Annotated in this window: 22 protein-coding genes; 12 read left to right on the top strand and 10 right to left on the bottom strand. The window is 64.4% G+C overall.

Translation table 11 applies throughout. The features are described from left to right. The 3 genes from FHW64_RS16580 to dnaG form a co-directional block, all read right to left on the bottom strand. Nucleotides 1-1,239: a multidrug effflux MFS transporter gene (locus FHW64_RS16580; protein ID WP_184528149.1), complete on the bottom strand. Its 1,239-nt coding sequence runs from the start codon at nucleotides 1,237-1,239 to the stop codon at nucleotides 1-3. A gap of 75 nt (nucleotides 1,240-1,314) precedes the next feature. Further along, on the bottom strand, nucleotides 1,315-3,633 hold the full coding sequence (gene rpoD, locus FHW64_RS16575; protein WP_184528147.1) for an RNA polymerase sigma factor RpoD: 2,319 nt from the start codon (nucleotides 3,631-3,633) through the stop codon (nucleotides 1,315-1,317). Nucleotides 3,634-3,930: 297 nt separating this feature from the next. Continuing rightward, entirely contained in the window at nucleotides 3,931-5,865 is a 1,935-nt protein-coding gene (gene dnaG, locus FHW64_RS16570) for a DNA primase (protein ID WP_184528145.1), read from the bottom strand. An 81-nt stretch (nucleotides 5,866-5,946) separates the two neighbouring features. Here dnaG and FHW64_RS16565 point away from each other — a divergent pair, with 81 nt between their 5' ends. Next, nucleotides 5,947-6,909, top strand: a complete 963-nt coding sequence (locus FHW64_RS16565) for a YihY/virulence factor BrkB family protein (RefSeq protein ID WP_184528143.1) — start codon at nucleotides 5,947-5,949, stop codon at nucleotides 6,907-6,909. Here the strand turns inward: FHW64_RS16565 and FHW64_RS16560 are convergent. After that, the gene (locus FHW64_RS16560; RefSeq protein ID WP_184528141.1) at nucleotides 6,857-7,615 is read right to left on the bottom strand and encodes a 3-hydroxyacyl-CoA dehydrogenase; all 759 of its coding nucleotides are present in this window, start codon (nucleotides 7,613-7,615) and stop codon (nucleotides 6,857-6,859) included. The two genes, FHW64_RS16565 and FHW64_RS16560, sit on opposite strands and share 53 nt — an antisense overlap. 165 nt (nucleotides 7,616-7,780) lie before the next feature. After that, a complete protein-coding gene (locus FHW64_RS16555) occupies nucleotides 7,781-8,338 on the bottom strand; it encodes a phasin family protein (protein WP_184528139.1) in 558 nt (185 codons plus the stop codon). 169 nt (nucleotides 8,339-8,507) lie between these two features. Between FHW64_RS16555 and FHW64_RS16550 the strand changes: the two genes are divergently transcribed. Together FHW64_RS16550 and FHW64_RS16545 are read left to right on the top strand one after the other, a co-directional pair. Further along, entirely contained in the window at nucleotides 8,508-9,437 is a 930-nt protein-coding gene (locus FHW64_RS16550) for a histone deacetylase (RefSeq protein WP_184528137.1), read from the top strand. After that, entirely contained in the window at nucleotides 9,434-9,871 is a 438-nt protein-coding gene (locus FHW64_RS16545) for a thioesterase family protein (protein WP_184528135.1), read from the top strand. The genes FHW64_RS16550 and FHW64_RS16545 overlap by 4 nt, the downstream gene beginning before the upstream one ends. A gap of 106 nt (nucleotides 9,872-9,977) precedes the next feature. On the opposite strand, the gene FHW64_RS16540 is transcribed toward FHW64_RS16545, so the two are convergent. Next, nucleotides 9,978-10,379: a hypothetical protein gene (locus FHW64_RS16540; RefSeq protein ID WP_184528133.1), complete on the bottom strand. Its 402-nt coding sequence runs from the start codon at nucleotides 10,377-10,379 to the stop codon at nucleotides 9,978-9,980. A 62-nt stretch (nucleotides 10,380-10,441) separates the two neighbouring features. Beyond that, nucleotides 10,442-10,672 (bottom strand): CsbD family protein, encoded by a 231-nt coding sequence (locus FHW64_RS16535; RefSeq protein ID WP_184528131.1) that lies wholly within the window; start codon nucleotides 10,670-10,672, stop codon nucleotides 10,442-10,444. Between the two features lie 188 nt (nucleotides 10,673-10,860). On the opposite strand from FHW64_RS16535, the gene pncB reads away from it, so the two are divergent. The 5 genes from pncB to FHW64_RS16510 are packed head-to-tail and all read left to right on the top strand — an operon-like array spanning nucleotide 10,861 to nucleotide 17,032. Continuing rightward, a complete protein-coding gene (pncB, locus tag FHW64_RS16530) occupies nucleotides 10,861-12,075 on the top strand; it encodes a nicotinate phosphoribosyltransferase (protein ID WP_184528129.1) in 1,215 nt (404 codons plus the stop codon). Then, nucleotides 12,072-13,496: a sodium:proton antiporter gene (locus tag FHW64_RS16525; RefSeq protein ID WP_184528127.1), complete on the top strand. Its 1,425-nt coding sequence runs from the start codon at nucleotides 12,072-12,074 to the stop codon at nucleotides 13,494-13,496. The genes pncB and FHW64_RS16525 overlap by 4 nt, the downstream gene beginning before the upstream one ends. A gap of 2 nt (nucleotides 13,497-13,498) precedes the next feature. Beyond that, nucleotides 13,499-14,485 (top strand): D-glycerate dehydrogenase, encoded by a 987-nt coding sequence (locus FHW64_RS16520; protein WP_184528125.1) that lies wholly within the window; start codon nucleotides 13,499-13,501, stop codon nucleotides 14,483-14,485. 19 nt (nucleotides 14,486-14,504) lie between these two features. After that, nucleotides 14,505-15,848 carry a DNA recombination protein RmuC gene (locus FHW64_RS16515; protein ID WP_184529160.1) on the top strand — a complete coding sequence of 448 codons (1,344 nt, stop codon included), beginning with the start codon at nucleotides 14,505-14,507 and terminating at the stop codon, nucleotides 15,846-15,848. After that, nucleotides 15,845-17,032 carry an MFS transporter gene (locus FHW64_RS16510; protein WP_184528123.1) on the top strand — a complete coding sequence of 396 codons (1,188 nt, stop codon included), beginning with the start codon at nucleotides 15,845-15,847 and terminating at the stop codon, nucleotides 17,030-17,032. Before FHW64_RS16515 ends, FHW64_RS16510 begins: the two co-directional genes overlap by 4 nt. 109 nt (nucleotides 17,033-17,141) lie before the next feature. Here FHW64_RS16510 and FHW64_RS16505 read toward each other — a convergent pair whose 3' ends face one another. The 3 genes from FHW64_RS16505 to earP all read right to left on the bottom strand — a co-directional run bounded on the left by FHW64_RS16505 (nucleotide 17,142) and on the right by earP (nucleotide 19,879). Further along, entirely contained in the window at nucleotides 17,142-18,008 is an 867-nt protein-coding gene (locus FHW64_RS16505) for a TIGR00730 family Rossman fold protein (RefSeq protein ID WP_184528121.1), read from the bottom strand. 117 nt (nucleotides 18,009-18,125) lie between these two features. Then, a complete protein-coding gene (gene efp / locus FHW64_RS16500) occupies nucleotides 18,126-18,680 on the bottom strand; it encodes an elongation factor P (RefSeq protein ID WP_088957656.1) in 555 nt (184 codons plus the stop codon). 128 nt (nucleotides 18,681-18,808) lie between these two features. Beyond that, the gene (earP, locus tag FHW64_RS16495; protein ID WP_184528119.1) at nucleotides 18,809-19,879 is read right to left on the bottom strand and encodes an elongation factor P maturation arginine rhamnosyltransferase EarP; all 1,071 of its coding nucleotides are present in this window, start codon (nucleotides 19,877-19,879) and stop codon (nucleotides 18,809-18,811) included. Between the two features lie 47 nt (nucleotides 19,880-19,926). Between earP and FHW64_RS16490 the strand changes: the two genes are divergently transcribed. From FHW64_RS16490 to FHW64_RS16475, 4 genes are all read left to right on the top strand, one after another. Beyond that, nucleotides 19,927-20,409 (top strand): OsmC family protein, encoded by a 483-nt coding sequence (locus tag FHW64_RS16490; RefSeq protein ID WP_184528117.1) that lies wholly within the window; start codon nucleotides 19,927-19,929, stop codon nucleotides 20,407-20,409. Nucleotides 20,410-20,413: 4 nt separating this feature from the next. Beyond that, the gene (uvrC, locus tag FHW64_RS16485) at nucleotides 20,414-22,369 is read left to right on the top strand and encodes an excinuclease ABC subunit UvrC (RefSeq protein WP_184528115.1); all 1,956 of its coding nucleotides are present in this window, start codon (nucleotides 20,414-20,416) and stop codon (nucleotides 22,367-22,369) included. A gap of 144 nt (nucleotides 22,370-22,513) precedes the next feature. Next, complete coding sequence (pgsA, locus tag FHW64_RS16480) at nucleotides 22,514-23,080, top strand: CDP-diacylglycerol--glycerol-3-phosphate 3-phosphatidyltransferase (protein ID WP_184529158.1); 567 nt, start codon at nucleotides 22,514-22,516, stop codon at nucleotides 23,078-23,080. Continuing rightward, nucleotides 23,077-23,958 carry a DMT family transporter gene (locus FHW64_RS16475; RefSeq protein ID WP_260304958.1) on the top strand — a complete coding sequence of 294 codons (882 nt, stop codon included), beginning with the start codon at nucleotides 23,077-23,079 and terminating at the stop codon, nucleotides 23,956-23,958. Before pgsA ends, FHW64_RS16475 begins: the two co-directional genes overlap by 4 nt. Nucleotides 23,959-23,963: the final 5 nt, after the last annotated feature.

The following is a 23,963-nucleotide window of genomic DNA, read 5'->3' as shown; positions in this document are numbered from 1 at the left end:
TCAGCTTGCTTCCCGGGCTGCCAGCCGCCCGATCTCCGGCCAGCGCTGGTGCAACCAGGCCCAGGCGACGAGCCCGATTCCCAGCATCAGGATGGAGGTGCTGGCCAGCGCCAGCGTGGAGTGCATCACCAGCGGCGCGATCATGCCCGCGACGATCCCGTTGGCTGTCGAGCCGATCACGGCCTGCAACGAGGAGGCCATGCCACGGCGCTCGGGATGCAGGTCGAGCACCAGCAGCGTGACCACCGGCACCATCAGCGCCCAGCCGAAAGCGAACACCGCCAACGGCCACAGGGCCCAGGCCGCGTGCGGCGTGAAGAGCGCATTGGCAATCACGTTGACGATCGAGGTCGCCAGCATGATCACGAAACCATCGCGGATCTGCCGCTTCGGCGCCACCTTGCCCGCCATGCGGCCGCTGGCCCACGCGCCGAGCATGATGCCGCCGATGGTCAGCAGGAAGAACCAGAAGAACTGCGTCGGCGCGAGGCTCAGGTGTTCGCCGAGGAACGCAGGCGCGGCCAGCACGTACAGGAACATGCCGTTGAACGGCACGCCGCTCGCAAGCGCCAGCAGAAGGAAGCGCGGATCGGAGCAGAGGCTCCAGTAGCCCCGAAGCAAGTGCCGGACCTCGAAGGGCTGGCGGTGGTCCTGGTGCAGCGTCTCAGGCAGTAGCTTGTAGTTGGCAGTCCACAGGATCACACCCACGGCGACCAGGAACCAGAAGATGCTGTGCCACCCCAGGTGCACGAACAGGAAGCCGCCGACGATCGGCGCGATCGCAGGCGCAATGCCGAAATAGATCGTGACTTGGCTCATCACCCGCTGGGCCTCGGCCGGCGGAAACATGTCGCGGATCACCGCGCGCGAAACGACGATGCCTGCGCCGGTCGACAAACCTTGCAGCGCCCGGAAGAACACCAGCCACCCAATGGTCTGCGACAGCGCGCACCCGAGCGATGCGACGGTGAACACCACCAGACCCCACAGCACCACCGGGCGGCGGCCGAAGCTGTCCGACAGCGCGCCGTGGAACAGGTTCATGAAGGCGAAGCCGAAGAGGTACGCCGAGAGCGTCTGCTGCATCTCCACCGGCGAGGCGCCGATCGAGTGTGCAATGCCCGAGAACGCGGGAATGTAGGTATCGATCGAGAACGGACCGAGCATGCCCAGCACCGCCAGCAGGATCGCCAGCGCCCAGCGGGGCGCGCGCCAGAGTTTGTGCGCGTCGGGGTTCATCCGTCTTGGGTCTCCATCTTGTTTTGAGCAAAAAGAAGGCGCCCTCAGGCGCCTTCAGATTCCGATCGCTGGAGATCAGAGGGTATCAATAAAGCTGCGGAGCTTGTCGGAACGGCTCGGGTGCTTCAGCTTGCGCAGCGCCTTCGCCTCGATCTGGCGGATGCGCTCACGCGTGACGTCGAACTGCTTGCCGACTTCTTCCAGCGTGTGATCGGTCGACATCTCGATACCGAAGCGCATGCGCAGCACCTTGGCTTCGCGCGGCGTGAGGCTGTCGAGGATGTCCTTGACCACATCGCGGAGGCCCGCCTGCATCGCGGCCTCGATCGGCGCGGTGTTGCTGCTGTCCTCGATGAAATCGCCCAGGTGCGAATCGTCGTCGTCGCCGATGGGGGTTTCCATCGAGATCGGCTCCTTCGCGATCTTCATGATCTTGCGGATCTTGTCTTCCGGGATCTCCATCTTCGCGGCCAGGATGCCAGCGTCGGGCTCGAAGCCGAACTCCTGCAAGTGCTGGCGGCTGATGCGGTTCATCTTGTTGATGGTCTCGATCATGTGCACCGGGATACGGATGGTGCGCGCCTGGTCGGCGATCGAGCGGGTGATCGCCTGGCGGATCCACCACGTCGCGTACGTCGAGAATTTGTAGCCGCGGCGGTATTCGAACTTGTCGACCGCCTTCATCAGGCCGATGTTGCCTTCCTGGATCAGGTCGAGGAACTGCAGACCGCGGTTGGTGTACTTCTTGGCGATGGAGATCACGAGACGCAGGTTGGCCTCGATCATTTCCTTCTTGGCGTCACGCGAAGACGATTCGCCTTCGTTCATGCGCTTGTTGATGTCCTTCAGCTCGGCAAGCGGCACCACCACGCGGGCCTGGATGTCGGCCAGGCGCTGCTGCAGTTCCTGCACCGGCGGAATGTTGCGCTGGAGCACGGCGCTCCACGGCTTGCCGGCGGCGGCCTGCTTCTCGACCCAGCTCAGGTTGAGCAGGTTCGAAGCGACGCGGTTGCCGTTCTTGTCGAAGCCGCTGAAGTCGCGGATGAAGTCTTCCTGCGGGAAGCCGCACTTGTCCACGATGATGCGGCGCAGCTCGCGTTCCTTCTTGCGGACGTCGTCGACCTGGGTGCGCACGAGGTCGCACAGCTTCTCGATGGTGCGGGCCGTGAAGCGGATGGTCATCAGCTCTTCGGACAGCGAGTGCTGGGCCTTGTGGTAGCCCGGCGTGCCGTAGCCTTCCTTGTCGTAGATCTTGTGGATCTTCTCGAACAGGCCGGCGATGCGGTCGAAGCGGGTGAGGGCTTCGTTCTTGAGCTCTTCGAGCTTCTTGGTGAGCGCCTTGGAGCCGCCCTTGCCGTCGTCGTCGTCTTCCTCGTCGAACTCGTCGAAGTCTTCTTCGGCCACGTAGTCGTCGGCCTCGTTCGGGTTCGAGAAGCCGTCGACGATGGTTGAGATGACGACCTTGCCTTCACGGATGTCTTCGGCGAGGCGCAGGATCTCGGCGATCGTCGCGGGCGAAGCCGAGATGGCTTCCATCATCGACATCAGGCCGCCTTCGATGCGCTTCGCGATTTCGATTTCGCCTTCGCGCGTCAGCAGTTCGACCGTACCCATTTCGCGCATGTACATGCGGACCGGGTCGGTGGTGCGACCGAATTCGCTGTCCACCGTCGACAGGGCCGCTTCGGCTTCTTCTTCCGCTTCTTCGACCGTGGTGGCCGTGGGCGCGGTGTTGTTCAGCAGCAGGGTTTCGGCATCCGGCGTCTGTTCGTAGACGGCCACGCCCATGTCGTTGAGCATGGTGACCACGACTTCCATGGTCTCGGCGTCGACCAGCTTGTCGGGCAGGTGGTCGGAGATTTCGCCGTGCGTGAGGTAGCCGCGGGTCTTGCCCAGGGTGATCAGGGTCTTGAGGCGCGAACGGCGCTTGGCCAGGTCTTCTTCGGAGAGGACGGTCTCGTCCAGGCCGAATTCCTTCATCAAGGCGCGTTCCTTCGCCTTGCTGATCTTCATGCGAAGCGGCTTGACCTTTTCTTCCGTCGCCGCAGCCGACGGTTCTTCACCGGCCAGATCGTCTTCGATGTCAGACAGGTCGATGTCGCTCGACGGCTCGGCACTGGCTGCAGCCTTCGGCTTGCGGCCGCGCTTGGCGCCAGTCGTCGTCGTGCCGGCTGCCTTGGGAGGACGGCCAACCTTCTTGGCGGCAGGCTTCGTCATGATTTCGTCGTCGGTGGTGGTCGATTTGGTGGGCACGGTTTTCACTTTCGTAGCTGCAGACGCCTTGGACGCGGCGGCGCCGGTCTTGGTTGCCGGCAGCGCGGCTTTCTTCAACGGCTTTTCTGCTGCTGCAGGCTTTTTGGCGGCGGACACGGCAGGCTTCTTCGAACTGGGCATAAAACCTCGTAGAACAAGATGGACCAAGCGGAATCACAAGCGCCACAAACCCGGCGCAGGCAGGAGCACAAACACTGAGGCCAGGAGGACGGAGTCCCCGAAGCCTTCAACAGGCAAGATGTCGGGCGATCATTTGGTGTGCAGTCCTTGCGGTGTATTGACCCGTTTCCCGTCGGGAAGTGCATTGCGCTTGGGGTCGGCCCGGAGGTGCTGCTGTCGCTCTTGCCTTTGCCAGACACGGCTAGCGTCTGGCGAAGCCTTAGATTATAGCGTGTTACAGCTTTTTCAAGAACCGATTTACGTAGCCGGTTTCAGGCGCTTGCGCAACTCGAGACGTCGGATTTCCAGGGCTTTGTAGCGTTCCAGGGCCAGCGGATCGCTGCCGACCGCGGAAATTGCCTCGCTCTGCTGGGCCTTGAGCAGGTCGTCCAGCATGTAGTCGAGCACGTTGCGCAGCTCGCCCACGGCGTCGGTGGCCCCTTCGCCCTCTGCACTCACCAGCGGGCCGCCCTCGGGTCCGGTCATGACGCGCAGGGCCAGCGCCTCGAATGACTGCTCCCGCAGTCCTTCGCGCAACGCCGCCCAGGGCTGGACGCCGTGCTCGTGGAGCTGGCTGTCGAGCCAGGCGAAGAGCTGCCCGTGATCGCCCGGCAGGTCGCAAAGCATCGCGTGCAGCTCGTGCGACAGGCCTTCCCATTCGGCCATGTTCGAGAGGATCAGCCGCACCGCCACGTCGGAACGGCTCGTCGGGAGCTTCCGTCCACCTGGCGGCGGGCGCGGTGGCGACTGCGGCCGGCCGGATTTGAAGCGCCGCCGGTCCTGGAAGGACCTGGGCGCTTCTTCGACCCATTCGCCGCGGTCGGCCCAGGCGCTCCAGTCGCCGTCGCTCGCCGCGGCAGATACGGGCGGCGGCGCCTTGCCGGCTGCCGGCGCCCACAGCTCGCCGAGCTCCTGGCCGCTCAATTGCACCAGCGCCGCGATTTCTCCGAGCAACTGACGCTTCAGTGCGCCTTCGGGCAGCGCCGTCCACAGCGGACGGGCGTTGCTCGCCATGTGGGCGCGGCCCTCTGCCGTCCCGAGGTCACAGCCCTCGCGCGCGGCTTCGATCATGAAGCGGCTGAGCGGCGTGGCCTCGTTGACGAAGCGCGCGAAGGCATCCGCGCCGAATTCGCGGATGAAGCTGTCGGGGTCGTGTTCCGTCGGCAGGAAGAGGAACTTGATGCTGCGAACGTCCGTGGCGTAGGGCAGGGCGCCATCGAGCGCCTTGCGCGCGGCGCGCCGGCCGGCAGCGTCGCCGTCGAAGCTGAAGACCACGGCGTCGGTGAAGCGGAACAGCTTCTGCACGTGTTCAGGCGTGCAGGCGGTGCCGAGCGTCGCGACCGCGTTCGGAAAACCGAGTTGGGCGAGCGCCACCACGTCCATGTAGCCCTCGGTGACCAACGCATAGCCGCGCTCGCGGAACGCCGCCCGGGCCTCGAAAAGCCCGTACAGCTCACGCCCCTTGCTGAAGACCGGCGTTTCGGGCGAATTCAGGTACTTGGGCTTCTCGTCACCGAGCACCCGACCGCCGAATCCGATGCATTCGCCCTTGACGTTGCGGATGGGAAACATGACCCGGTCGCGGAACCGGTCGTAGCGCTTGCCTTCGCCGCTGTCGTCCGCTTCGGCGGCGATCACGAGCCCGCTTTCAGTCAGCAGCGGGTCGTCGTAGTCCGGAAACACGCTCGCCAGCGTGCGCCAGCCGGCGGGCGCGTAGCCGATGCCGAAATGGCGCGCGATCTCGCCCGAGACGCCGCGGCCCTTGAGGTAGGCGATCGCGCCTTTCGACTGCCGCAGGTGCTTGCGGTAGGCATCGCCTGCCTTGGTGAGCACTTCGTTCAGCGTGGCCTGCTTCTGGCGTTGTCCTGCGGCGCGCGCGCGTTCCTCGGGGGATGCGTCGTCCTCAGGCACCTGCATGCCGTACTGCCCTGCGAGGTCGTGCACCGCCTCGACGAAGCCCATGCCAGCGTGCTCCATCAGGAAGCCGATCGCGTTGCCGTGCGCGCCGCAGCCGAAGCAGTGATAGAACTGCTTGGTCGGGCTGACCGAGAACGAGGGTGACTTCTCCCCATGGAATGGGCAGAGGCCCATGAAATTGGCACCCGCCTTCCTGAGCTGGACGTAGCGGCCGACGATCTCGACGACGTCGGCGCGTGCGATCAGTTCCTGGATGAAAGAGGCGGGGATGGTCATGTAGGCGGAGAGCGGCAAATGATACGCAAGCCATCAAACGGACGCCGGCCGGCGGCATACTCGTCTTCCCGACACCGACCGATGATCCGCCGATCCATTCATCACGCCGTCCCGCTCCTGAAGCACCCGCTGAGATTCATGTGGGAGGCGCTCAAGAGCTTCAAAGCCAACCAGGGGTTGCTGCTTGCGGGCGCCGTGGCCTATTACGCGCTGCTGTCGATCGTGCCGCTCCTGATTGTCAGCGTGATGGCGATGTCGCACTTCATCGACCAGTCCGCGCTGCTGAGCGCGGTCGGGCGCTACCTCGAATGGCTCGTGCCGGGGCAGTCACGCGCGCTGGTCTCGGAATTGTCGAACTTCCTCACCCACGCTGACGTTCTCGGGCCGGTGTTGCTGGTGACGATGATCTTCTTCAGCTCGCTGGCGTTCACCGTGCTGGAAAGCGCGATGGCGGTGATCTTCCACCACCGCAAGGCAGACCATTCGCGGCACTTCCTGATGTCGGCGGTGATGCCGTACATCTACATCTTCTGCCTGTGCCTTGGGCTGATGCTGGTCACGCTCGTTTCCGGCGCGCTGCAGGTCATCGGGGAAGAGCGCGTCGAGCTGCTCGGCCACAGCTGGTCGCTCTCTGGCGTATCGGGGTTGCTGTTGTATCTGCTCGGACTGGCCGGGGAAATCTTCATGCTGACCTCGCTCTACCTGGTGATGCCCGTCGGGCATCTCAGGCTGCGCCATGCGTTGCTGGGCGGCGTGACTGCGGCGCTGCTCTGGGAAGTCACCCGCCGGGTGCTGGTGCTGTACTTTGCGACGCTGTCGCAGGTCAGCGTGGTCTACGGCTCGCTGACGACGGCGATCGTCGTGCTTCTGAGCCTGGAGATCGCCGCAACATTGGTGCTGTTCGGTGCCCAGGTGATCGCTCAATACGAGCGCCTGGAACGTACGGGCAGCCTGAAGCAGCCCGACGATTCCGAAGGCGCCCTAGGGAGCGTCAGCGCGGCGCCAAACGGATCGCGCCGTCGAGTCGGATCACCTCGCCGTTGAGCATGTCGTTCTCGATGATGTGGCGGGCGAGCTTCGCGTAGTCCTCGGGCGTGCCGAGGCGCGAGGGGAAGGGCACGCTCGCGGCGAGCGCGTCCTGCACTTCCTGTGGCATGCCGAAAAGCATCGGGGTGCCGAAGATGCCCGGAGCGATCGTCATGTTGCGGATGCCGCTGCGCGCCAGGTCGCGGGCGATCGGAAGCGTCATGCCGACGACGCCGCCCTTCGATGCGCTGTAGGCGGCCTGGCCGATCTGGCCGTCGTAGGCCGCGACCGAGGCGGTGGAAATCAGCACACCGCGCTCGCCGGTTGATTCGGGCTCGTTCTTGCTCATCGCATCGGCTGCAAGCCGGATCATGTTGAAGCTGCCCACGAGGTTGACCATGACCGTCTTGCTGAAGACCGCCAGACCGTGCGGTCCGTTCTTGCCGACTGTTTTTTCAGCGGGCGCGATGCCTGCGCAGTTGACGAGGCCCATGAGCTTGCCGAGCTTGAGGGCGGCGGCCACCGCAGCCTGTCCGTCCGCTTCCTGGCTCACGTCACATTTGACGAAAACGCCGCCGATCTCCTTGGCGACCGCTTCGCCCTTGTCGGCCTGCATGTCGGCGATGACCACCTTGCCGCCATTTGCGGCCAGCATCCGCGCCGTGCCCTCCCCGAGCCCCGAAGCGCCGCCGGTGACGATGAAAACCTTGCCTGCGATTTGCATGAACTTTTCTCCTGTGTCTCGTTTGTGCAACCGGGTGATTATCCGAGCCGAAGCAGGCACAAAAAAAGGCCTCGTCCGAAGACGAGGCCCTGGAATTGGATCCCGAAGGACCCAAGGAGACAATCTGCGCCTGCTCAAGGCAGGCGGTTGTTGGTGATGATTGGCTTAGCGCTTGCGCGAAGCCGTTTGAGCGGTGCTCTTGGCGGCGTTCACAGCGGTGGTCGACACAGCCTGGAAGTTGGCTTCAGCGACGTCGGAAGCTTGCTTGACAGCCTTTTGCACCGATTCGAAGGCGTTGTTGGCAGCAGCAACGGCGCTCTTCATCACGGCGACGGCGGTTTCCGAACCGGCGGGAGCGTTCTTGGCAGCGCTGTCGACCAGGCCGACGAAGGCTTGCTGGGCTTCAGCGGCCTTGACTTCGAAAGCCTTGGTGAATTCGGCGCCGGTGCCTTGGGCGATGTCGTACAGGTGACGGCTGTAAGCAGCGGTCTTTTCAGCCAGGGGCTGGAACAGGCTGGCTTGCAGGGCGAGCAGCTCTTGAGCGTCCTTGACGTTCAGGAGGGCTTGGCTGGCGTCAGCGGCTTCGGTAAGGGCGGCCTTGGAAGCGGTCACGTTCAGTTCGACCAGCTTTTCAACGCCTTCGAAAGCCTTGTTGGTCAGGCCGAAGAGGGTTTCGAGGTTGGCTTTTTGAGCGGCGATCAGTTGGTCAGCGGTGAGGGCCATTTAGGAGCTCCAGTTTGAGTTGACGAATACTTGCACTTTGAAGCTGCCCCTCTCGTATGTTGCGGTGCAGCATGGCCTCAAGTATTAGCTAGGCCAACGCTCTGGACAAGAGTTTTTTGTTGCTATGCAGCAATTTAGAAGGCAATTTCTAAATCGCGAGAATGTTTCGATGCGTGCCTTTTATTCGGGCCAGTTTGTTCTGCCGCTGCCTCCCGGTCACCGTTTTCCGATGGGGCGGTACGCCTTGCTGCGCGATGGCCTCGAACGGCAACTGCCGCAGGTCGACATGTTCGAGGCGCCGCGCGCCTCCGACGGCGAACTGGCTCTCGCCCACACCCCGCAGTGGATCGCGTCGATCAGCGACGGCAGCGTGAGCGCTGCGGCCATGCGCGAGATCGGGTTCCCGTGGAGCGAGGCGATGGTCGAGCGGTCGCGTCGTTCCACGGGCGCAACCATCGCGGCCTGCCGGGCTGCGCTCGCGGAGGGCGTTTCGGCCAACATGGCCGGTGGCACCCATCACGCGAGTGCCGACAAGGGCGGCGGATTCTGCGTCTTCAACGATGCGGCCGTCGCTGCAAGGCTCATGCAGGCGGAGCATGGGCGCCAGGCGCGCACGCGACTGCAGGTCGCGATCGTCGATCTTGATGTGCACCAAGGCAACGGAACCGCAAGCATCTTTCGCGGCGATCCGAGCGTTTTCACCCTGTCGATCCATGGGCAGAAGAACTTCCCGTTCCGCAAGGAAGCTAGCGACCTCGACGTTGAGCTACCAGACGGCTGTGGCGACGCGGAATACCTTGCCGCGGTGGAGCATGCGCTCGACGAAATGGAGCGCCGCTTCACGCCCGGGCTGATCATCTACCTGGCCGGCGCGGACCCTTTCGAGCGCGACAGGCTCGGCCGCCTCAAGCTGAGCTTCGACGGCCTGGAAGCGCGCGACCGCCGCGTATTCGACTTCGCGTGGCAGCGCCGCATTCCATTGGCATTCGCGATGGCGGGTGGCTATGCGGCGGAGATCGCCGAGACGGTGCAGGTCCAGCTCGGCACCTTCCGGGTTGCGTTCGACTACTGGCGCCGCTGGCAAAATGCCGCGCCATGAGCGACCGACCGATTCCCCATCCCCGCAGCAGCTATCGCGTCTTCCGCAAGATCCCCACGCGGTGGATGGACAACGACATGTACGGCCACGTCAACAACGTCGTCTACTACAGCTGGTTCGACACGGCGGTGAACACGCACCTCATCGAGCGCGGCGCGCTGGACATCCATGAGGGCAAGACGATCGGTTTCGTGGTCGAAACCCGCTGCAACTACTTCGCACCGCTGGCCTATCCGCAGACCGTCGAAGCCGGAATCCGGGTAGTGCGGGCAGGTACCTCGAGCGTCCAATACGAAATCGGCCTCTTCGCAGAAGGCGCCGACACGCCTGCGGCACAAGGCCATTTCGTGCACGTCTACGTCGATCGCGAAACGCAGCGCCCCGTGAAGTTGCCCGCAGCGCTACAGGCGGTGGTAGACGAATTGCGCGCCTGACCCCACAAGCCAAAAACCCCGCGGAACCGGCTTTGCCGGGCCGCAGGGGTTGCCCCCGGAAGGGGGTGCCCGAGCCACACGAAGTGGGCGAGGCTGGGGGAGAGCGTTACTTCATCGCGCGAAGTTCAGCCTTGCCGCGATCCTGGTCGGCCTTGGCCTGCTTCTCGCAAGCGCTCTTGGAGTCGCCCTTCAGGTCGTCGCACTTTTCCTTGGCGACCTCGTAGTTGGCCTTGATCTTTTCTTCCTGCACGTCGCGGGCGTGCTTGTCGCTCGGCTTGTATTGCTGTTCGAGTTCAGCCTTGGCCACGGCTTCCTTGCCCTTGGCTTCCTTGTGGCACACGTCCTTGGCGTTGTCCTTCAAGGTGTCGCATTGGGTCTTGTTCACCTTGTAGTCGGCCTCGATCTTTTCCTTGGCGACCTTGTATTCGTCCTGGGTCATCGCGCTGGCTTGGCCCGCTACGAGGCAGCAGGTCGAAGCGATGGCGATCATGAGCAGATGCTTTTTCATGGCAGTGTCCTCTGAAGTTGCGAAATCGGTAGGGGTGAGTGCGCGCTGGGGGTCTCGCGCCGTCAGACGCGCTCCATCCAGATGGCAGGTGTGCGGCCGTCGCGCTTTTCCCAGTCGGCGACCTGCCGTTCGGCCTCGTCCCGGCTGATGCCGTGGCGCTCCTGAATGCGGCCCAGCAACTGGTCGCGCTTGCCGGCGATGACGTCGAAATCGTCATCCGTCAGCTTGCCCCATTGCTCCTTGATCTTTCCTTTGAGCTGCTTCCAGTTGCCTTCGACGGTGTCCTTGTTCATGGCGGATCTCCTTCAGTCAGATGAGGTTTCATCGCCGGTGCCCGTGTGGCTCCACCGGCGTGAAATCACTGTCGCGTCGCAGCATCGACACGGCGGTAGGACTCTCGGGGAAGGGGTCGTAGGCACTTGCCGACTGCGGCCGTGATAATCGAACGCACGTCGATTACCTGGGGACAAGCGCGCTCACCATGATCATTCAAAGCCTGCTCGATACCGATCTCTACAAGTTCACCATGATGCAGGTCGTGCTGCATCACTTCCCCGGTGCGCGCGTTGAATACCGCTTCAAGTGCCGCAACCCGGGTGTGGACCTCGCCCGCTTCGCGGGGCAGATCCGCGAGGAGATTCGCCACCTGTGCTCGCTGCAGTTCAAGGATGCGGAGCTCAGCTACCTGCGCTCGATGCGCTTCATCAAGAGCGATTTCGTGGACTTCCTCGGGCTGTTCCGCCTGAACGAGAAGTACATCAACATCATCCCGATGCCCTCCGGCGAACTCGACATCCGGATCCGCGGGCCCTGGCTGCACACGATCCTGTTCGAGATCCCCGTGCTGGCGATCGTCAACGAGGTCTACTTCCGCAATACGCAGCCGCAGCCTGACTACGCCGAAGGCCGTCGCCGGCTGGAGGCCAAGATCGGGCAGTTGCAGGACGACCACCTGGCCGACCTGAAGATCGCCGACTACGGTACGCGTCGGCGCTTCTCCAATGAATGGCACGAGGAAGTGCTGCGCACGCTCTCCGACAAGTTGGGCGCCGTGACTTCGCCGCAGCCGCGCGGGCTTTCGAAGCTGCCGCAGTTCGCGGGTACCAGCAATGTGCTGTATGCGATGAAGCTGGGGCTGATTCCTCTTGGCACGATGGCGCACGAGTACCTGCAAGCCTGCCAGGCGCTCGGGCCGCGCTTGCGCGACAGCCAGATATTCGGCTTCGAGACCTGGGCGCGGGAATATCGCGGAGACCTCGGTATTGCACTGTCGGATGTCTACGGCATGAGCGCTTTCCTGCGCGACTTCGACCTGTATTTCTGCAAGCTCTTCGACGGCGCGCGTCACGACAGCGGCGACCCGTTTGAGTGGGGCGAGCGCATGCTGGCCCACTATGCGGCGAATCGCGTCGATCCGCAGACCAAGACGCTCATCTTCAGCGACAGCCTGACGGTGCCGCGCACGATCGAGCTCTACCAGCAGTTCAGGGGCCGTTGCCAACTCGCTTTCGGCATCGGCACCAACCTGACCAACGACCTCGGCTATGAGCCGCTGCAGATCGTCATCAAGATGATCGGCTGCAACGACCAGCCGGTGGCCAAGCTGTCCGACACGCCGTCCAAGAACATGTGCGAGGACGAGCGCTATCTTGCCTATCTGCGCCAGGTCTTCGACATCGAGCAGCCTGCCGCATGAAGGCATCGAGGTCGGCGAAGGGCGTCCTGCGTTCGCTGGTATCCGTCCTGTTGATCTCGCCGGCCGCGACATGGGCGGCTGACCTCGACGGCGCCCGTCTTTCGGTCTGGTGGAGCGTGCCGTTTGCCGGAATCCTCCTGTCGATCGCGCTGATGCCGTTGTTGGTGCCGGCGTTCTGGCATCACCACTACGGCAAGGTTGCAGTGGCCTGGGGGCTGGCTTTTCTGCTTCCGTTTGCCGCGATTCACGGTGCGCCGCTCGCCGGCGCCCAGCTGGCGCATGCGCTCGTCGGCGAATACATCCCCTTCGTCATTCTTCTGGCTGCACTGTTTGCAGTCTCGGGCGGGATCCACATCCGCGGCAACCTGCGCGGCTCGCCGCGGCTCAACACGGCGATCCTGGCGATCGGTGCCGTGCTTGCGAGCCTGATGGGCACTACCGGTGCCTCGATGCTGCTGATCCGGCCGCTCATCCGCGCCAACGACAACCGGCGGCACAAGGTGCACGTGGTCGTGTTCTTCATCTTCATCGTGTCGAACGTGGGCGGCGCGCTCACGCCGCTGGGAGATCCACCACTCTTCCTGGGCTTTCTGAAGGGCGTCGACTTCACCTGGACGCTCCTGAACATCCTGCCGGAAACGCTGTTCATGACCGGCATCCTGCTGGTGCTCTTCTACCTGCTCGATGCCTGGTACTTCCGCAATGAGGACCTGCTGCCTTTCGATCCGACGCCTGACACGCGCGGCATCGCCTTCGAAGGCGCGGTCAACTTCCTGCTGCTCGGTGGCGTCGTATTTTTCGTGCTTCTGAGCGGTGTCTGGAAGTCGCCCGTGCGATTCGACGTCTTCGGTACGGAGGTGGGCTTGCCGGGACTGGTGCGCGACGTGGCGCTGATCGCGATCACCCTGCTGTCGCTGCGCATCACGGTGCCCAAGGTGCACGAGGCCAATCACTTCGGCTGGGGGCCGATGGTCGAGGTCGCCAAGCTCTTCGCGGGCATCTTCGTGACCATCGTGCCGGTGATCGCCATGCTCAAGGCGGGTGTCGACGGTCCTTTCGGCGCCGTCGTCGCAGCGGTGACCCGGCCGGACGGGCAGCCCGACCCGGCGATGTACTTCTGGGCCACCGGCATCCTCAGCTCTTTCCTCGACAATGCACCGACTTACCTGGTGTTCTTCAATACGGCCGGTGGCGATCCGCAGGCCCTGATGACCACCTATGCGACGACGCTGGCAGCCATCTCTGCCGGCGCCGTATTCATGGGCGCCAACACCTATATCGGTAACGCGCCCAATCTGATGGTCAAGGCCATCGCGGAAAGCCGCGGCGTGCGCATGCCGAGCTTCTTCGGCTTCATGCTGTGGTCGGGCGGCATCCTGGTGCCGCTCTTCGTTCTTGCCACCTTCATCTTCTTCCGTTGATCATGAACAAGCCCAAAGTCCTCGTCGCCCGTTCGATCTTTCCCGAAACCATCGCCCGCCTCGAAGAGCATTTCGAGGTCGAAGCCAACCAGGGCGATGAAAGCTGGACCAAGGCGCAGCTCATCGCCAAGCTGAAGGGCAAGCAGGGCGTCTTCACCACCGGCAGCGAGCGCATCGACGCCGAAGTGCTCGACGCCTGCCCCGGCCTGAAGATCTGCGCCAACATGGCTGTGGGCTACAACAACTTTGACATCGACGCGATGACGGCCCGGGGCGTGCTTGGCACCAATGCACCGGACGTGCTCACCGAGACCACCGCCGACTTCGGCTTCGCGCTGCTGATGGCCACCGCGCGCCGCATCGCCGAGAGCGAGCATTTCCTGCGGGCCGGCAAGTGGGAGAAGTGGAGCTTCGACATGTTTGCCGGCTCCGACATCCATGGTTCGACGCTCGGCATCGTCGGCATGGGCCGGATCGGGCAGGGCATCGCCAAGCGCGGCGCCCATGGCTTCGGCATGAAGGTGATCTATCACAACCGCTCGCGGCTCGACGCCCAGCTCGAAGCCGAGTGCAAGGCCACCTATGTCGGCAAGGAAGAGCTCCTGAAGACCGCGGATCACGTGGTGCTGGTGGTGCCCTACACGCCCGCGTCGCACCACACCATCGGTGCGGCCGAAATCGCGCTCATGAAGCCGACCGCGACACTGATCAACATCGCGCGCGGCGGCATCGTGGACGACGCGGCGCTGGCCGTGGCACTGCGCGACAAGCGCATCGCCGCTGCCGGACTCGATGTTTTCGAGGGCGAGCCGAAAGTGAACCCCGAGCTGCTCAAGGTGCCGAATGTGGTGCTCACGCCGCACATTGCCAGCGCGACCGTGCCCACGCGCCGCGCGATGGCGGATCTCGCGGTCGACAACCTCATCGGCTATCTGGTGCACAACAAGCCGGTCACGCCGCTCAACCCCACCGTTCTCGCAACCCGATAAGAAAACCACAAGACCCGTGATCGAAACCTGGATCCTGCTGGCCCTCGCGGCCCTGAATTTCATCCTTATCGTCTGGCTTCTGGCGCGCAAGCCTTCGCCGCCCGACCACTCGGCGCTGATCGCTACCCTGGCCGCAAGCAACGAACGCACCGAGCGTGAGCTTCGCCACGAGATCAGCGAGTCTTCGCGCGGCGCCCGGCAGGAAACCGCTCAGGCCTTCGTCACTTTCCAGCAGGCGCTGGTGCATCAGAGTGCGGAATCGACGCGCACGCAGAACGCGCAGATCGATGCCTTCGCCCAGCAGCTTGCGATGCTCCAGAAGACGCTCGCCGACACCCTCAACAACCAGTTGCAGGGCTTGAGCGAGTCGAACGCGCGTCGGCTGGCCGAAGTGCGCGCGACGATGGAGGCGCAGCTCGCGCAGCTCCAGCAGACCAACACCGCCAAGCTCGACGAGATGCGCAAGACGGTCGACGAGAAGCTCCAGAGCACGCTCGAAGCCCGTTTGGGCGAAAGCTTCAAGCAGGTCGCCGACCGACTGGAGCAGGTGCACAAGGGTCTCGGCGAAATGCAGACACTCGCGGTCGGCGTTGGCAGCCTCCAGCGTGTGCTGACCAACGTGAAGACGCGTGGCGTATTCGGCGAAGTCCAGCTGGAGGCCCTGCTCGAACAGGTCCTGACGCCGGACCAGTACGCCAAGCAGGTCGAGACCAAGCCGCGCAGCGGCCAGCGGGTGGACTTCGCGATCCGCTTTCCGGGCCGTGGTGGCGATGGCGCGCCGGTGTGGCTGCCGATCGACGCCAAATTTCCGCGCGACGACTACGAGCGCCTGCTCGATGCGCACGAGCGCGCCGACCCCGGCGCGGCCGAAGCGGCAGCCAAGGCGCTCGAAGCGCGCATCCGTTCTGAAGCGAAGTCGATTTCCGAGAACTACCTCGCCGCACCGCACACCACCGATTTCGCGATTCTTTTCCTCCCTGTCGAGAGCCTTTACGCCGAAGTGCTGCGCCGTCCTGGGCTGATGGATGCGATCCAGCGGCAGCATCGGGTGACGCTCGCCGGGCCGACCACGCTGCTCGCGATGCTCAACAGCCTGCACATGGGCTTCCGCACGCTCGCGCTGGAGCACCAGGCTTCCGAGGTCTGGAAAGTGCTGGGAGCGGTCAAGACCGAGTTCGAGCGCTACGGCGACTGGGTCGCGCGCATCAAGGAACAGGTCTCCAAGGCCTCCGACACCATCGACAAGGCCGACACGCGCGCCAAGCAGATGCGCCTGGCACTGCGCAAGGTCGAGGCCCTGCCGGAATCGCAGACCCAAGGCCTGCTTCCCCTCATCGACGGCGACGACGACAGCGCCTCGTGACCGCCGGCCTGCTTCGCCTGATCCTCGCGCAGGTCTGCCTGCATGCGGCGATGACAGGCACCCGGCTCGCGGCGCCGTTGCTCGCGCTGCGGGACGGTCACAGCGCCGCATCGGTCGGCGTGCTTCTTTCCTTGTTCGCGCTCACGCAGGTCTTTCTTGCGCTGCCGGCGGGTCGATTCGCCGATCGACATGGATTGCGGCGTCCGCTGTCGATTGCGGTGGTTTCGGCCGCAAGCGGTGCGGCGCTGGCCGGGGCGTTTCCTGTGTTTCCGGTGCTGTGTCTCGCAGCGTTGCTCACTGGCGGCGCGACGGGCATCGCGGTGATTGCACTGCAACGTCATGTCGGTCGCGCGGCAAGCGGGCCCGCCCAGCTCAAGCAGGTGTTCAGTTGGCTGGCTATCGCACCTGCCGCGGCCAATTTCGTCGGGCCGTTCGTCACCGGGCTCCTGATCGACCATGCGGGCCCGACGCCGGGCGACCTGATCGGCTATCGCGTTGCGTTCGCATTGCTGGCGCTGTTGCCGATCGCGTGCTGGCTCCTGGCCCGTGGAACGCACGAGCTACCCACCGCAAGACCACCGGAAGGTACCGCCAAGGCGCGGGCATGGGATCTTCTGGTCGAGCCGATGTTCAGGCGGCTTCTGTTCGTCAACTGGTTGCAGTCGGCCTCGTGGGACGTGCACACCTTCGTGCTGCCCATTCTTGGCCATGAGCGCGGCCTCAGCGCATCGACGATCGGCACCATCCTCGGCGCCTTCGCGGTTGCGGCCGCTGCCATTCGCGTCGTGCTGCCGCTGGTTGCATCCCGCTTCAGCGAGCGCGCCGTCATCACCGCATCGAACGTGATCACCGCGCTCGTCTTTGCCGCCTATCCCCTGATGACCACGGCGATCGGCATGGGTGTGTGCTCCGTCGTGCTGGGCATTGCACTCGGCGCGGTGCAGCCGATGGTGATGAGCATGCTCCACCAGATCACACCGCACGAGCGCCACGGCGAGGCGCTGGGTCTTCGCGTGATGACCCTCAACGCCTCGAGCGTCGCGATGCCGATGCTGTTCGGCGCTGCCGGCGCAGTGATCGGCGTGGCAGGTGTGTTCTGGATCGTCGGCGGGGTGGTCGCCCTCGGCACACGCTCCGTCTGGGGCCTGCAGGCCCCTCCGCCCGAAAACCCCGCAACGCATTGACCGGGCATGGAGAAGCCAGGAACACCGCGGAACCGGCTCCGCCGGGCCGCTGGTGTTGCCCCCGGCAGGGGGTGGAGAGCGACACGAAGTGCGCGAGCCTGGGGGCGAGCTACAACTTATAGAAACGCTTGATGTATGTCCAGGCGTCCTCAGGCGCGTCGACGTATTCGATGAGCTTCACGTCCCCCGGGGAGATCACGCCTTCCTCAGCGAGGAACTCGAAGTTGATCAACTGCTTCCAGTAGTCCGATCCGAAGAGCACGATCGGCACCGGCTTCGCCTTGCGCGTCTGCACGAGCGTGATGACCTCGAACAGCTCGTCCAGCGTTCCAAATCCGCCCGGAAAAGCGACCAGCGCCTTCGCACGCATCATGAAATGCATCTTGCGGATCGCGAAGTAGTGGAACTTGAAGCTCAGCGCCGGCGTGACGTAGGGGTTGGCTTCTTCCTCCATCGGCAGGGCGATCGCGAGGCCGACTGAAATACCGCCGCCTTCGTAGGCGCCGCGATTGGCGGCCTGCATGATGCCCGGGCCGCCGCCGGTGCAGATGAAGAGCTTGTCTTCCGGATCGCGGTCGTTGCTGTACTGGGCCACCAGCTTGCCGAAGGCGCGCGCCTTCTCGTAGTAGTGCGAGCTCCGCGCGAGCCTGCGCCAGCGCTCGGCGGCTGCGGTGTCGCCCGAGGCTTCGGCCTGGGCGATCAGCGCGCCGGATTCTTCCTCGCTGCGGAAGCGCGCGCTGCCGAACACCACGACCGTGTTCTCGATGCCGTGGGCGCGCATCTCGATGTCGGGCTTCATGAGCTCGAGCTGCATGCGCAGGCCGCGCGTTTCGCGGCGAAGGAGGAATTCAGGGTCGGCGAAGGCCAGCCGCGAGGGATCGGTATGGAGCGGAAGTCCCTTGTCCGCGTGGGCCTGCAGGGTGGCCCATGCGTCGGCGAGCCGTTTGTCGTGAAGGTCGTGTGTATTGTTGGACATGTGTTTGCGCGAGAAGCGGGTGAGCATTTTGCGCCTTGCAGGTTCCGGGCCCATTCATGGTGCATGGACGCAAAAAAGGCTCCCGGAGGAGCCTTTTAGAGTGAGCGCTCAAATCGCTCAGACGCGCTTGCGGTATTCGCCGGTGCGCGTGTCGATTTCGATGCGGTCTCCTTGCGAGACGAACAGCGGCACGCCGACTTCAAAGCCGGTGGCGATCTTCGCGGGCTTCATGACCTTGCCCGAGGTATCGCCCTTGACGGCCGGCTCGGTCCAGGTGATTTCGCGCTCGACGCTGGTCGGCAGTTCGACCGAGATCGCCTTGCCGTCGTAGAACACCACTTCGACCGGCATGCCGTCTTCGAGGTAGTTGAGGGCGTCGCCCATGTTCTCGGCTTCGACTTCGTACTGGTTGTATTCGGTGTCCATGCAGACGTACATCGGGTCGGCGAAGTAGGAGTAGGTGCACTCCTTCTTCTCGAGGATGATCTGCTCCATCTTGTCGTCGGCCTTGAAGACCACTTCGGTGTTGAAGTTGGCGATCAGGCTCTTGAGCTTCATGCGCACGGTGGCGGAATTTCGGCCGCCGCGGCTGTATTCGGTCTTGAGGACGACCATGGGGTCCTTGCCGTGCATGATCACGTTGCCGGCGCGAATTTCTTGAGCGATTTTCATAATCAGGATCTCTGGATGTAGGCCGCTCGTTGCAATTGCACCGCGGCGGGTTCGGCGAAAAGGGCTGGTGCCGGGGGCGATCTGGCGATCGGGGCTGTCCAGGCCGGAATTTCGCAAAGCCCGTAATTTTAGCTTTTTTGGGTCACGAAACGAATCAGGCGGGTCAAAAGATCCTCCTGCTCCAGCAGAGAGTCGCGCGCTGCACGGGCCGCCGAGCCCCATTCCGCGAGCGTCGCGCGGTCGAGCACGGGCAGGAGACTCGGAGAAAAGCCGTTCCAGCGGTGATGAAAATCCCGCAGCGAGCGTGGCGCGTTCAACCAGTCGAGGAAGGCGTCGAGTTTGGTGTGGTGCGCGTCGTCGTCCTGCGGATAGATCTGCCACACGAACGGCGCGCCCGCCCAGAGCGCGCGGACCAGCGAATCCTCGCCGCGGACGAAATTGAGGTCGCAGGCCCAGAGCAGATGGTCGAAATCGGTGTGCGACATATAGGGCAGCCAGGAGATCGACAGGGCCCCGCGCTGGTCCGGCCCGGGTGGGAGTGCGGCGGTGGCGCGGCCAGCGGTGACCAGCAAGCGGGTCGGCTCGCCGGCGCTTTCCAGTTGCCCGATCAGGTTGCCGAGGGCTTGTGGTTCGTAGCAGAACAGCGACACCAGCCTTTCGCCTTGCCAGGGAATTCCGCGCGCTGCCAGCCATTCGGCGCGGTCGAAGCGCTCGCGACGCGCCATGAGGTCGGTTTCGCGCAGCAGGCCACCGGTCGCGTTGGTGAATCCGGGATAGAAAAAGTGCTTGGTCAGGCCCGCGCCGGGATCCCTGAAGACTGGCGAGGGGAGGCGATGCAACCGCTCGACGTACGGTTCCGCGGAGAGATATTCGAGGTTGATCCAACGATGCCGGGCCGCCTCGGCCTGTTGCTGATTCGCGAAAAGCGAGATGACCTCCGGTGCCGGATCGCAGCCGAACGCCTCGATCAGCACATCCGGAGCCGGTGCGCCGCCGGCGCGCCACCCGGCGTCGCGGTCGGTCCAATGAACCACCGTGACACCGTGGCATCCGGCGGGCGCCATCCATGCCAGTGCGGATGGTTCGTCGATCCAGAGGCGCACTTTTTCGCCGCGGCCCGCGAGCCCGGCCGCGAGCCGCCAGCAGACGCCGACGTCGCCGTGGTTGTCGATCACCTTGCAGAAAATGTCCCAACGCATCGCGGGATACTCTACAGCCCCAAAACGATTCACCGGAGACAGCATCCATGGCCCAGCACACAGCCGAAATCACCTGGCGGCGCGACGGCCAGGACTTCGTCGGCAACCGATACAGCCGCCGCCATGCGATCCGCTTCGACGGCGGCGCCGAACTGGTGGGCTCGTCGTCGCCGCACGTGGTGCCGGTGCCGCTGTCCGATCCTGCTGGCGTCGATCCAGAGGAAGCCTTCGTTGCTTCGCTGTCGAGTTGCCACATGCTGTGGTTCCTGTCGATCGCGGCTTCGAGAGGCTTCTGCGTGGAGCGCTACCTCGACCGCGCCGTCGGCCGTATGGGTGCCAACGCGGCGGGCAAGATCGTAATGACCGTTGTCACGCTGCGGCCAGAAGTGCAGTTCTCGGGCGAGCGCCTTCCCTCGACTGCACAGATCGAGGAAATGCACCATGCGGCGCATGACGCATGCTTCATCGCCAATTCCGTGAAGACCGAAGTCCGGTGCGAGCCGGTGCCCGTGGAAGCGGCTCCCCAGTAAACCGATGTCAGAAACGCATTCCGAACAACTGCTCAATGAAGTCGCGGCACTGCCGCAACTGCCGGGCGTCTACCGCTATTTCGATTCGGCGGGCGCGGTGCTCTATGTGGGCAAGGCGCGCAACCTGAAGAAGCGCGTCGCGAACTACTTCCAGAAGAACCACGCCGGCACGCGCATCGGCCACATGATCTCGAAGATCGCGCGGATGGAGACCACGGTGGTGCGCTCCGAGGCCGAGGCGCTGCTGCTCGAGAACAACCTGATCAAGACGCTCAAGCCGCGCTACAACATCCTGTTTCGCGACGACAAGAGCTACCCGTACCTGAAGATCGCGTCGCACGAGTTTCCGCGGCTGGCGTATTACCGCGGCTCGGTTGATCGCAAGCACCGCTACTTCGGGCCCTATCCGAGCGCCTGGGCGGTGAAGGAATCGATCCAGCTCCTGCAGAAGGTGTTCAGGCTGCGGACCTGCGAGGACACGGTCTACAGCAATCGCACGCGGCCCTGCCTGCTCTACCAGATCAAGCGCTGCAGCGGGCCGTGCGTTGGATACATCTCGCCGCCGGACTACGCGCAGGACGTGGCCAATGCAGAGGCTTTCCTCCTGGGCGACACCCAGGCGGTATTGACCCAGCTCGAAGCGCGAATGATGGCGCACGCCGAAAAGCTCGAATTCGAGCAGGCGGCCGAGCTGCGCAACCAGATGTCGGCGCTGTCGCGCGTGCTGCACCAGCAGTCGGTCGAGATCGCTTCGGACAAGGACGTGGACATCCTTGCGGTCAAGGTCCAGGGCGGAAAGGCCTGCGTCAATCTTGCGATGGTGCGGGGCGGGCGGCATCTCGGCGACCGGGCGTACTTCCCGGTGCACGTCGAGGATGCCGCCCTGATCCAGCACGGCGAGGGTTCGGAAGATGACGATGCCCTCCCGCCCCCGCCCGTCGAGGTGCAGGTGCTGGAGGCCTTCATCGCGCAGCACTACATCGACGTGCCAGTGCCGGCAACGCTGGTGCTCAGCGAACTGGTGAGCCGCGAGCTGATCGAGGCCATCTCCCAGCAGGCGGGGACTCGCATCACGGCAGTGTTCCAGCCGCGCGAGCAGCGGCGGCACTGGCTGGAGATGGCGAGCAAGAACGCCAGCCTGCAACTCGCGCGGCTGCTTGCGGAAGAAGGATCGCAGCAGGCGCGCACCCGCGCGCTGGTCGACGCGCTCGAACTCGCGCCGGACGACCTCGAGAACTTCCGCGTCGAGTGCTTCGACATCTCGCATACCGCCGGCGAAGCGACGCAGGCGTCGTGCGTGGTCTTCGAGCACCATGCGATGCAAAACCGTGAGTACCGCCGCTACAACATCGACGGCATCACCCCCGGCGACGACTACGCCGCGATGCGCCAGGTGCTGCATCGCCGCTACGGCAAGCTCGCCGAGGCCATGGCCGCCGAGACCGATGCGCCACCCGCCGGCGATGCGGCTGGCGCAGGTTCGGACGCGCCCGCGGGCACGCGATCGGCACGCATGCCGGACCTGGTGCTGGTCGACGGCGGCAAGGGCCAAGTGTCGATGGCCCGCGAAGTGTTCAGCGAACTCGGTTTGCCGCTGTCCTTGATCGTCGGCGTCGAAAAGGGCGAAGGCCGCAAGGTCGGCCTCGAAGAACTCGTGTTTGCCGACGGCCGCGAAAAGGTCTACCTCGGCCGCGATTCGGCGGCGCTGATGCTCGTCGCGCAAATCCGCGACGAAGCACACCGCTTCGCAATCACCGGCATGCGCGCCAAGCGCGCGAAGGTACGCGTCGGCGGCAGCCAACTCGAAGACATCCCCGGAATCGGCCCCAAGCGCCGCGCGCGCCTCTTGCAACGCTTCGGCGGCATCCGCGGCGTAGCAGCCGCCAGCGTAGAAGACATCGCATCGGTAGAAGGCATAGCCCAAGACCTGGCCGAAGAAATCTACAAAGCCCTGCATTGAGAGAGCGAGGGGCCGGCGCAGCCAGGCCCCGTTCGTGAAACGCCGCGGAACCGGCTCCTGCCGGGCCGCAGGCGTTGCCCCCTGCAAGGGGGTGCAGAGCCACACGAAGTGGGCGAGGCTGGGGGTGTGCATATACTCCTCGCAATGTTCTGGACCCTGCCAACGATCATGACCTGGGCGCGCATCGTCGCGATTCCGCTGATCGTGGGTGTGTTCTACCTGCCGCTATCGGAGCCGACGCGCAATCTCATCGCCACGGTCATGTTCATCGTGTTCGCGGCGACCGACTGGCTCGACGGGTTCCTCGCGCGCAAGCTCAACCAGACTTCCGCCTTCGGTGCGTTTCTCGATCCGGTGGCCGACAAGTTCCTCGTCTGCGCATCGCTGCTCGTGCTCGTGCATCTCAATCGCACTGACGTCTTCGTGGCGCTGATCATCATTGGCCGCGAGATCGCCATTTCGGCCCTGCGCGAGTGGATGGCGCAGATCGGTGCCGGCAAGAGTGTCGCGGTCCACATGGTCGGCAAGATCAAGACCACGGTGCAGATGGTCGCGATTCCGTTCCTGCTCTTCAACGGCATGCTCTTTGGCGTGATCGACACCGGCGCGTGGGGGCAATGGCTGATCTGGATCTCCGCCGTCCTCACCGTCTGGTCGATGGTCTACTACCTGCAAAAGGCCATTCCCGAGATCCGGGCGCGCGCCAAATGATCGACACGGCCCGCCCGGCGGGCTGGCTGCGGGCCATGCCGGGGGTCTTCGTGCTCATCTGGAGCACCGGCTTCATCGTGGCGCGCTACGGCATGCCCTACGCGCCTCCGCTCAAGTTCCTCGTCGTGCGCTATGCGCTTTCGGTGATCTGCTTCTTCGTGTGGGTCGTGCTCGCGCGCGTCGCTTGGCCGCGCAACCGCGTTCAGTGGGGGCACCTCGCGGTCACCGGCGTGCTGATGCAGGCGGGCTATCTGGGCGGCGTGTGGGCAGCCGTCAGGGCCGGCATGGGATCGGGGCTGGTCGCGCTGCTCGTGGGTATCCAGCCGGTCCTGACCGCGGTCTGGCTATCCTTGCGCGGCGGCGTGGTCACCGGCCGGCAATGGCTCGGTCTGCTGCTCGGCTTTGCGGGTCTGGTGCTCGTGGTGTGGCGCAAGCTGGAGCAGGGCGGCGAAGTCAGCGTGCTCACGATGTCGCTGGCGATCACGGCGCTGCTCTCGATCACCGCAGGCACGCTCTACCAGAAGCGATTCGTGGCGCCCTGCGACGTGCGAAGCGCCAACGCGATCCAGCTTGGCGCGGCGTTCATCGTGACCTTGCCCTTTGCGGCGATGGAATCCGAGAACATCCAATGGAACCTGTCGTCGGGCGGCGCGATGGCGTGGTCGGTGCTGGCCTTGTCGCTCGGCGGCAGTTCGCTGCTCTACATGCTGATCCAGCGTGGCACCGCCACCGCCGTCACGAGCCTGTTGTACCTCGTGCCGCCGTGCACTGCCGTGATGGCCTGGATCCTGTTCGCCGAACCGATCACCGCGATGACGCTGGTCGGCATCGCGATGACGGCCGTGGGCGTGAGCCTCGCGGTCCGCGGCCAGCGCTGAAGGGC

The organism is Variovorax sp. Sphag1AA (genome assembly GCF_014192575.1).
In the GTDB taxonomy this organism is placed as follows: Bacteria; Pseudomonadota; Gammaproteobacteria; order Burkholderiales; family Burkholderiaceae_C; genus Variovorax.
This window is presented reverse-complemented; position numbering and strand designations above follow the sequence as displayed.